Below are 10,649 nucleotides of genomic sequence, written 5' to 3'. Positions count from 1 at the left end.
AGGAGAAACTGAAGTGATTCCATGGGTAGAGCACCTCAAGGGAGCTACCTTTTTATTCTCTCAAAATTTTGAGTGTCACCAAAAGTTGGGAAGAGCCATGATTTGGTCGATCCGACGTCTTGTTTAGTCACTCTTCTGAGTCACTCTATTGCGCTATCGCGGACTTCAATTAGTGCCATCTGCGAGAAGGGTAATTGACAGCGATCGCTCTCACCGGTTGCCCATTGACTCGGTAGTCGAAGGGGATGCTGGCATCGCGGACACCAGGATAGGAGCAATAGCGGATGTTGCTCGCCGTCAGGGTGCTTGACCACATCTGCTGAAGTCGAGCGAGCGCCACTCCACCCCTCTGGGAAAGCTGCTGCCGTTGCACTCGCTTGGGACAACGCTGACAAGATGGACTTGCCCAGTACCATACCCGGCATCAGCCCATTCTCTACGGGCTAGACCGATGGCTCCCTCGCTTCGATCAATATGTTGTAGCCGTCTTAGACTTCGTTCGCTCAGGTCTAGTGCTTGGGCAGCACCCATCCGGGTTTGATGATAGGGGGGCGATCGCTCGATTTGACATGAATTTCGACCCTTCGCTCGGTCGCGATCGCTATGGCCCTTTGCTCATCAATATTCTGAGTCCATACAGATTGTTTGTGGAAATGCTTAAGGGATTACTGATTTGCAGGAGCAAAATGCTACAAAGTTAATCACCTGTAGATCAAAGAAGGTGCATAATGCCGAGATCGCCCTCAAGCTCGCAATCAGGATCTGAACAAAACCAGCCCCATGATAAGTCTGATCCCCCCCCAGGATATTCTGAACAATTCCCAACTCCCTCTACCTTGACTAGTGCCGAAGCTGGGTGGAGCAGTGTCAGCTTAGAGTATAACCATCAACCTCTACCTGCAGGAGAAACCCCGAAGCTTTGTTTTAATCACTATGCGATCGCGGTTACGCTTGGACAGGGTTTTCAGCTAGATTGGCAAATCGATGAGGTTGCACGAGGTCAGGTGCAGCGGCAGATGCTTTTTCACGGTGGCATGACTCTGATACCCGTCAAACATGTCAACTGGGGTGCGTGGGATCGACCGATCCAAGGATTCAACCTCAGTGTGAAACCAGAGCTACTGACTCGCAACGCCGCCGAACTGTTATCCATTGATCAGGTTGAGGTACCGCCTCAGAAGCCCTTTTATGATCCCCTCATTCTTCAAATTGGGCTGGCACTCAAAGCCGATTTAGAATCCCAAAAACCGGGCGGCAGACTGTATGCAGAGACAATGGCAAATGCTCTGGCAGTGCACATTCTACGAAATTACTCAGCCCACAGTCATAAGTCTGTCCATGGTCTAGGTGGCTTATCTCCCACACAGTTGAAACGGGTAACGGACTATATCAATGACCATTTAGACCGGGAGTTGAGCTTGGAGGAATTAGCAGCGATCGCCCAACTCAGTGCCTATCATTTTTGCCGATCGTTTAAGCGATCGACTGGCTTTACGCCCCATCAATATGTCATCCGACGACGAGTGGTGCGGGCAAAGCTGTTGCTAAAAGACGGCAAGCTGAGAATTTCAGAAGTGGCGATCGCCTGTGGTTTTACCCATCAAAGCCATCTAAACCGCCACTTTAAGCAATTAACGGGCGTGACTCCAAAAAAATTTTCCAGGTCGTAGCAATTTTGTGCAAAAACAGCAATTTTGTGCAGGATTGTGCCAACGTACTTGTTGTACTATGTCTCCACCAATTGCTCAATATAACCAGTCACTTCAAAGAACGGAGACTTGTCTATACATATTTTTCAGATTTTTTCGGGTTGGTTCACACTAGTATCAAGTCCGGGTAATCTATAATTCATTCCAAGTCCATGGCAGTTTTCGAGGGTTGGTACCCCCCTTGCTAAGGGGGCGGCGAAGCAGGGGATTCCATGCAAGATTCCCCAACACAGGCCGTTCAGTAGGACTTGATATAACATCCATCGAGAAACCCTTAAGGGGTATAGAGTTTTTGTTGTTATTAAGGTTTATCTGCTGCAGATTGAAAACTGCTTTGTATCACAAGATATCAATATGCCTAAAGTCATTTCCATTCACTCATACCGAGGTGGTACAGGAAAGTCTAACTTTGCTGCTAACTTGGCAACCACAGTAGCTGCCTTAGGCAATCGAGTTGGGGTCGTGGATACAGATGTTCCTTCTCCAGGAATTCATAACTTGTTTTGTCTAGAACCAGAGCAGATCAGCAAAACTCTCAATAACTACTTGTGGGGTGAAATCTCCATTCAGGACGCGGCTTATGATGTCAGTGCCAATGTTGACGTAGATGGGGCAGGCAAGCTATTTCTGGTGCCCTCTAGTGTCAAAGCGGATGACATCGCCAGAATTTTGAGAGATGGCTATGATGTCAAGCTGATGAATGACGGGTTTCGCAACTTGGTCAAGGGACTTCAGCTTGACTATTTATTTATTGATACTCATCCCGGCTTGTCCAAGGAAACGTTTTTATCGATCGCCATTTCCCATATCCTGATTCTGATTTTGCGACCCGACAAACAAGATTATCAGGGAACGGCGGTCACGATGGACGTAGCGAGACAACTAAACGTCCGGAAGATGCTGCTGGCTATCAACAAAGCCCATAGCAAGCTTAATCTGGATGCCCTGAAGCAAAAAGTAGAAGAAACGTACAGTGAAACGGTGGCTGGCGTATTTCCATTGTCAGAAGAGGTAGTGCAACTTGCCAGTGAGGGAGTGTTTTGCGCTAAGTATCCAGACCACCCAGTCAGTCAAGAGTTCCGTAACGTAGCACAGCAACTTGTGGAGGGATAGGCGACATGTCTAATATCGGAGACTTGCAATCCCTAGCCAGTTCCATCAATGCTATTACATCTCCTTTTCGGAATTATTTGAATGCCTTGTACGAGAAATACCAACCGCTCAATGATGGTGCTGTTGCCGATTACATCCCCGAACTGGCAGAGGCAAAACCAGAGTGGTTTGGCATTTGCGTGGTGACGAAAGAGGGGCAGGTGTTTGAGGTGGGCGACTGTGACAAGCTATTCACTATTCAATCTATTTCAAAAGCCTTTGTTTTTGGGCTGGCATTGGAGGAACATGGGCGTGAGTATGTCAATAGCAAGGTTAGTGTGGAACCCACGGGTGAGGCGTTTAACGCGATTGTATTGGACGAAGCCACCAACCGTCCCTTCAATCCGATGGTCAATGCGGGAGCGATCGCCACGACCGACTTAATCAAGGGCAGCAACGGCACCGAACGCTTGAAGCGGTTGCTGGAAATGTTCAAGCGCTACACCGGGCGAGATCACGACATTAACGTGCCAGTGTTTTTATCTGAAAAGGCTACTGGCTTCCGCAACCGAGCAATGGCCTACCTGATGCGTAACTTCGGTATGGTCAGCGACAATATTGACGAAACCCTGGATCTGTACTTTCAGCAATGTTCAATTTTGGTGAATGCACGAGATCTGGCCATGCTGGCAGCGACCCTGGCGAATGGGGGTATCAATCCCGTGACGAAAGAACGGGCAATTCACGAGAACTATGTGCAGGATGTGGTGAGTGTCATGCTGACCTGCGGCATGTATGATGGCTCCGGCGAGTGGACTTACCGGGTGGGTATGCCTGCCAAAAGCGGTGTTGGTGGCGGCATTACGGCCCTGGTTCCCAATCAGCTTGGCATCGGCACCTTCTCCCCCCTGTTAGATGCCAAGGGTAACAGCCTGCGGGGGCTTAAGGTCTGTGAAGACCTTTCCCAAGACTTTGGTCTACATCTCTTTAATGCCGCGACCCCAGACAAGCTCCTAGCCGAGTGGATCGCGGGGAGTAACGACATCAATGACTGGTAACGCTCACGCTGAATCACATTGTTTTGGGAGTTCTCAATGAAAACTGTGGCGCTTCCGACCAATGAACAAGCTCAACTCGACGTTTTGCATCGCTATCAGATAGCGATTGACTTAGAGGAGTTTTGGGGCTGACATCACCATGAAACGCTACCTGGCTCACCTATTTCAAATTTCGATAAACCGCCCTGTGGCGACTGTGGTCGTGGCGATCACCCTGACCCTGTCGCTGTTTCTACCGCTGGGGTGGAGTGCCTGGAATGCTTACCAGACCTTCAATCGCGTTATCATCAACGATTTTCGCTTGCAGTATCTAGTAGGCTCGATCATTCATCTGGATGAAGTGCTCACCATGTCAGCCCGGATGAACGCCGCCACGGGCGATACTCGCTGGGAATTGCGTTACAACGAATTTGAGCCGCAGCTTGATGTCGCTATTGAAGAAGCGATCGCCATTGCCCCAGAAGCCTATGAGGGAGAAGGGGCTGAACAAACCAACCTTGCCAACCAGAAACTGGTCGCTTGGGAGCGGCAGTCTTTTGACTTGGTGCGTAGTGGGCAGCAGGCGGCAGCGGTAGATTTGCTCTTCAGCCATGAGTATGAACAGCAAAAAGCGATTTATGCCCAGGGCATTCAGCTTAGCCTGAACGCTACTCAGGCCCGCATCCTCAAGAACCTGAGTAACTTTGCCCAACAGTTGATTCTAGCCAGTGCGATCGCGGCCCTCAGCCTGCTTATGCTGTTACCCATCTGGTGGGTCGTCTTGCAGGTCTTGCAGCGTTATCTGGAGGCCCGTAACATCGCAGAACACGCCCTACACGCTGCCAAAGATCAGCTAGAAGCGGTGCTGGATGCTGTCCCAGGTCCCATCTCGTGGATTGACTCGGGCGGAGTTTACATTGGCGTCAATCGCTACCTAGCCAATAGCTGGAGCATGTCCCAGGGAGCCTTCATTGGACGCAGTGTCAACTCGCTCAATGGCAATGCTCAATTAGCCCACTTTTTGCAAGAATTCATCACCAGCCCCCGCGAATCGGACTCTCGAACCATCGAAGTCGAAGTTAAGGGTATGCCTCGTTACTATTTGGTTGCCGTGCAAAAATATCAGCAGGGTACAGCGGTCGTTTCGGTGGGAATTGATATCACCGAGCAGAAACATGCAGAAATCGCTCTACGAATTGCTGAAGACAGCTACCGCAGTATCTTTGAAAATGCTGTGGAAGGAATTTTTCAATCCTCCCCAATGGGCCACTTTATCAAAGTAAACCCGGCTTTAGCGAAGATCTACGGCTATAACTCGCCCCAGGAAATGATGGAGAGCATCACGAATATTTCAGAACAGCTCTATGTGGATGCTGAGCGACGAACTGACTTTATCGCTGCCATTGAAAAGCACGGCACCGTTAAAGACTTTGAGTACCGCTGCTACTGCAAAGACGGCAGCATTATCTGGACCCAAATCGATGCCCGCGTGGTTAGGGATGGCAATGGCCAAGTTCTCTACTACGAAGGCATCGTTCAGGATATTACTGAACGCATAAACCGTGAGGATCGGCTCCGACAACAGCTCAAAGAATTGCAAATCGAAATCGATCACCAAAAACGAGTTGAAGAAGTCGCCACCCTAACTGCCAGTAGCTACTTCCAGGAAGTCCAGCAGGAAGTATCGGCAATTGACTTAGATAAGTTCTGGGGCTGACGTCGCCATCAAACACTACCTGACTCACCTAATTTTAGACATTGGAGATAGCACGCCGTGAAACTACGACAGAAAACCTTACTTGTTATCGGTGCCACGCTAGTGGGGATGGTTGGAGTGTTTTATGTAGCGGCATCCACGATTCTGCTAAGAGCGATCGAGCAGGCAGAGGAACAGAGCAATCGCCAAACTATTCAGAGCGTTTTGAATGTATTGGGCCAAGAAAAAGAAGACTTTGATCAACGTTTTGCGGACTGGGCAGCGTGGGATGACACCTACCAGTTCGTTCAAGATAGAAATCAAGCCTATATCGAATCCAATTTACCTCCCGAAGGCTTTGCCGACATACGATTAAATCTGGGTCTAATCGTAAATTCTGCCGGTGAAGTGGTTTACGGAACTGGCTTCGACTTGGAAAGAAATCAGTTTACGCCTGTGCCGGAAGCTGTACAGAGGCGTCTTGTTTTGGGCGATCGCTTAATGCAGCATCCAGAGGTCAACAGCAGTCTGTCGGGCATCCTCATGGTGCCTGATGGTGCAATGCTGATTTCCTCACGTCCGATCGTGACTAGCGCAAGGCAGGGTCCTATTCAAGGGACGCTGATTGCGGGACGCTTGCTAGATGACGTTGCAGTGGCACGGCTTTCTGGAATTACTCATCTACCCATTGACCTGCGGGCCGTAAATGACTCTAATCTGCCAACTGATTTTCAACAGGCGCGTGCGGCTTTGTCCGCGCAAAATCCTTTCTTTTTTCAAAACCGAGTGGATGGGGCGATTGATGGATACACCCTGATTAATGACATTGACGATCAGCCAGCCGTGCTGCTGCGGGTGGAACTTCCCAGAGATATTTATAACCAGGGGAAGCGTAGTGTTCTTTCGCTGATTGGCGCAATCATTCTGACCGGATTAATTTTTGGCGTGGTAACGCTGCTGTTATTGCAACGACTGGTGATTTCCCGCGTCGATCAACTCAGTGCAAATGTGCGACGGATTGGAGCCAAGAGAGACTTTTCCCTGCGAGCGCATGTGTCTGGTCATGACGAGCTGCTGATGTTGGCAACTGACGTTAATATCATGCTAGAAGCACTGGAAGAATCCCAGCAAGAGATCTCACGGCAGAATCAGGTCATGTCAGTCTATATTCAGCAAGTTGAGCAGGTCACAGAAGCTGCCGCTGCGGTAGAGAGTAACACCTTTAAGCCAGAACAGTTAAATGATGTGGCTGCTCGAACTGACAAGGTAGGGCAACTGGCACGCGTCTTTACCCATATGGTGCAAACCGTAGAAGCACGGGAGCAAGAACTAAAGGATAGCAAACAGCAGCTCAGCCAGCAAAATGACGCCCTGATCAAACTAACCCATAGCAAAACGCTCAGTCAGGGAGACTGGCTAACGGCAGTGCAGGAAATTACAACCGTCGCAGCTCAATCACTCACCGTCGAACGTACCAGCGTTTGGCTGTATGGTCAGGAAAAAACCAAACTTAACTGCGCTGACTTGTATGAACTCAGCGTAAATCGTCACTCCCAAGGACTTGACCTCCGTGCAGAAGATTATCCCACCTACTTTCAAGCATTAGAAACAGACCAGATCATTGCTACCCATGATGCATATAAAGACCCCAGATTAGTGGAGTTTCGAGAGGTTTACCTGGAACCTTTGGGAATTATGGCGATGCTGGATGCTCCTATTCGGTCAGGGGGGGAAACGATTGGCGTGTTATGCCTGGAACAGGTTGGGACTCCCCACGTCTGGACTGTCGAGGAACAGGGATTTGTCCGTTCTCTGGCAGACTTGGTGGCACTGGCGATCGAGGCTCATCAACGTCAACAAGCCGAAGAAGCACTGCGAATTGCGTTAGAAAACTACCGGGGGATCTACGAACAAGCGCTAGAAGGAATTTTTCAATCCACGCCAGAGGGTCGTTTTATCAACGTCAACCCGGCGATGGCTAGCATTTACAACTATGACTCGGCTGAAGAGATGGTTGCCGTCATCACGGATATTGAGCAGCAAATCTATGTTGATCCAGAGAGTCGGGATGAATTTAAGCAGCGGTTAGAGCAAGGTGACCAGGTCACAGGGTTTGAATATCGCACTTACCAAAAAGATGGTGACATTATTTGGATAAGCGAGAGTACTCGTGCGGTTCGAGGTAATAATGGCAAACTGCTCTACTACGAAGGCATCATTCAGGATATTACCGATCGCAAACGCCGTGAAGATGAATTGAGACGACAATTAGAAGAATTAAAGATTGAAATTGACCAGAAGAAACGGGAAAAAGAAGTGGCGACATTGACCGAAAGCACCTACTTCCAAGAAGTGCGGCAAGAGGTAGCAAGCATAAATCTGGATGAATTTTGGAGCTGATTGGCTGACAAAACTCCTGCAAGCCTGATGCTCTCCTAGGTTGGCTTAGCGTCAGCGTAACCCAACAGAATCCATACTGGATATGGGTTTCACGTTGCTCAACCCAGCCTACGCAAAAAGATTTGTCAGTTAACCAAATTTTGGAGTTGAAAAGCAATGTTGAGGTTAAAGAGGATGAAATACTTTTTTCTAAAAGGTGAATCGAGATACAAGACTGTTTTGGCTACCAACCCGGGTGCCTCGTCCAGCAGACGATCTGTCTTCAGCTTAAGTAGTCTTGCTGAGGGCGTGACAATTCTGGGACTCCTGGGGGTTACTCTGGGAGTCTCGGGCACTCCCGCGATCGCTACTCCCCTTGATGCCCTTTCCAGCCACTCCCTGACAGACAATACGTTGCCTGCAATAGCCAATGGGCTAAATGATGAACTGAATCAGACCACGGCTGTATCGCAACTATCTGACGTACAGCCAACCGATTGGGCATACACCGCCTTACGCTCTTTAGTAGAGCGCTATGGCGCGATCGCAGGGTATCCTGATGGTACGTTTCGAGGTAATCGGGCACTCACGCGGTATGAATTTGCGGCGGGCTTAACTGCCGTTCTCGATCGCATCAATGAACAACTCAATGATTCTTCTGGGCTTATGCTGCAACGGGAAGATCTTGAGATAATTCAGCGGCTTCAAGCAGAGTTTGCAGGAGAGTTGGCAACGGTGCGAGGGCGGGTCGATGCGCTAGAAGCAAGAACGGCGGAATTAGAAAGTCACCAGTTTTCAACGACGACTCGACTCAACGGGTACACCATCTTTACTGTAAATGCTGGAACTCAAGCGGGCGTTGATGACCCCAACATCGCCTTTACTAGCAGCGTTGGGCTATATCTCAGTACTAGCTTTAACGGTAACGATGTACTGATCACCCACATTGTAATGGGTAATGATAGTTTTAATGATGCGGTAGGCTTTCTGCTGGGCGATTCTGGGGCATTTAGAAACAACCTGATCGAAGCCGGGAACGAAATCACCGATCGCGCCTTGAGACAAAGAGGCTTGAGCTTAGACAACTTTCCTAACCTACGGTTGAGCAATCAAGACAGTATTGAAGACATTCGGGATACCCTGGCTGGCAATCTGCAAAGGCTAGCACGCGACGCAGAAGCCTCTACTTCAGAAGCACAAGCCGTCTTCAATCGGGTAACTACGGCGGTAGAAACCGCTCAAGGTATAAATGGCTTCCTTCAAATCAACAGTGCGCTGGAATATTATGCTTCTGAAAATTTATTAGGGTTATCGCAACTCAGCTATACGTTTTCCCCCTCATCGAATATCAGCGTTTCGCTATTTGCTCAAGACTACGCCTCTAGCTACGTAGACTTTAACCGCTACGCGAACAGCAGCTTGCGAGATTTCTCAACCTACGGATTCATCAATAACCAGCTTCTATTAGGAAACGACCCTGGTGGAGCAGGGGCTGCGGTTAGTTGGAACCCTGATGCGGGGGCGTTAACGTTAAGAGCAGTGTATCGGGCTGATGCAGCGGCGATCGCCACTCGTCCCTCTAATGTCGGCAATCAGGGTGGCTTATTTGGCGATCCGTATTTGGGAATTGTTGAAGTTAGTTATGAGCCTTCTTCCCAGTTTGGTATTAGTTTGCAGTATAGCGGCGGCGCTCAGGGTGACAACGAATACAACGTGCTGGGGGCAAACCTACAGTTAGGGCTTGGGGAAACAGTAGGGCTGTTTGGGCGGTTTGGCTATGCGTATAACTTTCCGGGGGATATTCGACCCAGTAGTTGGTCGGCTGGTGTGACGATCGCAGATTTATTTGCACCGGGAGCACTAACAGGCATTGGGGTTGCTCAACCGCTAATCTTTCAAGAAGATGTGATCAACTTCTTCAACCGTACCCAAACCAGTTTTGAAGCCTTCTACCAACTACCGTTGACTGACCAAATCAGTATTATACCTGTGGTGCAAGTCATCACCAATCCCGGCAATCGTGACGAAAGCACAATCTGGACGGGAACGATAAAAACAGTTTTTCTATTTTAGTCTTATTGAGATAATCTTGTTCACTGAAGCACTTGCAGAGTAGATGTTTCAGCAAACAGGTTTGATTGAAGTTCAGCAATTATAAGACCCGAAATATGTTTCACGAAGAGTGAGAGGTCTGAACGGGTGACAAAGTAGCTCAAAATCATGCGGTACTGGACTTTGAGATAATAGAGGGGACAAAAAATAGGGAGCCTCAGTACAGCTCCCCTGAATCAATATGTTCCCCACATTCTACCAAACCACCTTTCGCACCCACCTCAGGGAAACCCAGTCTTTGACCCTGCAATGGTTGTGTACGCCCATGCTGGGCGTACACAACCCACATTCCGCAGGTTTTGAGCTAGAAACATTGTATTTTTGATGCATGAGTGCATCCAAGATCAGAGTACAAGATATTGACCACAGTGGGATTGTGGCCGGGGTCATTGACGAGATGGGCTTGGTAGAGCAAATCAACCAGCGCCTCAAGCAACACCCGTTGCAGATCGTCAGCCCGGGGCAAGCGGTCAAAGCCATGATTCTCAAAGGAAAAAAACTAGGGCGGCAAAACTAGCTGGATAGCTTTCTGCTCCAGGTTAGCTAAATAAGCTGCAGGGGAACGTCGAAAATGCCGTTGTTGATTGCGCTTGTTTTGGCAAGCTTTGAGGTTAGCTCGAACAT

General features: G+C 49.0%; 7 protein-coding genes and 1 pseudogene. 7 read left to right on the top strand and 1 reads right to left on the bottom strand.

Annotated elements, in window-relative coordinates; all coding sequences use genetic code 11:
* Positions 1–169 precede the first annotated feature (169 nt).
* A complete protein-coding gene (locus JUJ53_RS04235; protein WP_204150737.1) occupies positions 170–340 on the bottom strand; it encodes a hypothetical protein in 171 nt (56 codons plus the stop codon).
* A 496-nt stretch (positions 341–836) separates the two neighbouring features.
* Here JUJ53_RS04235 and JUJ53_RS04230 point away from each other — a divergent pair, with 496 nt between their 5' ends.
* The 7 genes and pseudogenes from JUJ53_RS04230 to JUJ53_RS04200 form a co-directional block, all read left to right on the top strand.
* Entirely contained in the window at positions 837–1,670 is an 834-nt protein-coding gene (locus JUJ53_RS04230) for an AraC family transcriptional regulator (protein WP_204150736.1), read from the top strand.
* Positions 1,671–2,063: 393 nt separating this feature from the next.
* Positions 2,064–2,822, top strand: coding sequence for a MinD/ParA family protein (locus JUJ53_RS04225; RefSeq protein ID WP_204150735.1), 759 nt, complete (start codon positions 2,064–2,066; stop codon positions 2,820–2,822).
* A gap of 5 nt (positions 2,823–2,827) precedes the next feature.
* Positions 2,828–3,859, top strand: a complete 1,032-nt coding sequence (gene glsA, locus JUJ53_RS04220) for a glutaminase A (protein ID WP_204150734.1) — start codon at positions 2,828–2,830, stop codon at positions 3,857–3,859.
* 187 nt (positions 3,860–4,046) lie between these two features.
* Positions 4,047–5,555, top strand: coding sequence for a PAS domain-containing protein (locus JUJ53_RS04215; RefSeq protein ID WP_343327884.1), 1,509 nt, complete (start codon positions 4,047–4,049; stop codon positions 5,553–5,555).
* Positions 5,556–5,612: 57 nt separating this feature from the next.
* On the top strand, positions 5,613–7,934 hold the full coding sequence (locus tag JUJ53_RS04210; RefSeq protein WP_204150732.1) for a CHASE4 domain-containing protein: 2,322 nt from the start codon (positions 5,613–5,615) through the stop codon (positions 7,932–7,934).
* Positions 7,935–8,222: 288 nt separating this feature from the next.
* Complete coding sequence (locus JUJ53_RS04205) at positions 8,223–9,986, top strand: iron uptake porin (protein WP_204150731.1); 1,764 nt, start codon at positions 8,223–8,225, stop codon at positions 9,984–9,986.
* 367 nt (positions 9,987–10,353) lie between these two features.
* Positions 10,354–10,518 (top strand): annotated as a pseudogene (locus JUJ53_RS04200) (DUF4277 domain-containing protein); the annotation flags it as partial.
* Positions 10,519–10,649: the final 131 nt, after the last annotated feature.

The sequence above is a fragment of the Leptolyngbya sp. CCY15150 genome (assembly GCF_016888135.1).
Lineage (GTDB): Bacteria > Cyanobacteriota > Cyanobacteriia > RECH01 > RECH01 > RECH01.
Note: the sequence above shows the minus strand (reverse complement) of the source record. Positions and strands in the feature narration are given on the sequence as shown.